We start from the raw sequence: 333 nt of genomic DNA, 5'->3' as shown, positions 1-333 counted from the left end.
AGCTATTGGAGATATAGCTATGAAAGGTATTAATAATTATGGTCTTGTTGATAAAGATAACGTTGAAGATATAATTGGTTTTATTCGTAAAAATTATAATAGTTTTAATTGTCCTAGTTATACGTTTAAAAGACTTACTAATAATAAAATTAATTATAATCTAAAAAGAAGTGGTATTATTACTTTTAATAATCAAGAAAATCTTGATAATATAGGAATAATAAGAAATGGAGATGCTGTTAATGTTATTAGAATTAATAGAAATTTATATATTAAAGGAACTTATGATGGAACTTTAGCTTATTATCCTATTGATAGACTTGAATCGTTTGA

Annotated in this window: 1 protein-coding gene; it reads left to right on the top strand. The window is 22.2% G+C overall.

What is annotated here, in order from left to right:
• Positions 1 to 333: hypothetical protein (locus DXN04_RS35080; protein ID WP_158569321.1), on the top strand; the 333-nt coding region annotated here is incomplete at both ends.

The organism is Chitinophaga silvisoli (assembly GCF_003412465.1).
Classification (GTDB): domain Bacteria; phylum Bacteroidota; class Bacteroidia; order Chitinophagales; family Chitinophagaceae; genus Chitinophaga; species Chitinophaga silvisoli.
This window is presented reverse-complemented; position numbering and strand designations above follow the sequence as displayed.